The following is a 640-nucleotide window of genomic DNA, read 5'->3' as shown; positions in this document are numbered from 1 at the left end:
TCTCCATCCTCCATTTCTCACACACTCCCATCAACACGTCGCCTTTTCATCCCAACCTCTCCATTCCCAGACTTCTTCATCCGCCCCCCACTCCCCATTTTCTCCCCTCTATTCCATGCCATGACAAAAGCATACACCACGCATAAAATCGCAGCTTCCTTTTTCACGGTTCCACGTTTTACACTTTTAGAGAAATAAGAAAATCTGTACAAAATTCATTCGATGACGACATTTTAAACAACCACCTTTAAAATCTCGAACACCAGTATTTTCACTTAAATTATAGATACAAACCACCCTGTTATTTTATTGACCAGCATAAAATTTTAACAAATTTTAGCTCTTAAGAGGGGCCATAAGAAGCGTTTTAGGACTCTTTAAAGAACTTTTATCCACATGCGGTAATTTTTTTATGGCATACAAGAGTATATTTTATCGATTCACTCTAAAAAAGTTTTCAATCGAAAAACTTCTTCGATTGTCTCATTTAACATTCACAACGATAAATTGTCCGTATAAGTCAATGTTTTTTTAAGAAAGAATCATCAGTAAAACGTAAGAAGAAGAATCATCCAAACGCTTGTTTCTAAAACAAAAGCTTCACACTGAAATTGAAAGGAAACATCTAAAAATGAAATAA

At 35.0% G+C, this 640-nt stretch carries 1 protein-coding gene; it reads left to right on the top strand.

Features of this window, described 5'->3' with window-relative positions:
* The coding region (locus ACFIN0_RS10040) for a hypothetical protein (RefSeq protein ID WP_375702486.1) at positions 1-198 on the top strand (198 nt) is incomplete at its 5' end.
* Positions 199-640 lie beyond the last annotated feature (442 nt).

The sequence above is a fragment of the Bartonella sp. AA89HNZF genome (assembly GCF_042196905.1).
Classification (GTDB): Bacteria; Pseudomonadota; Alphaproteobacteria; order Rhizobiales; family Rhizobiaceae; genus Bartonella.
This window is presented reverse-complemented; position numbering and strand designations above follow the sequence as displayed.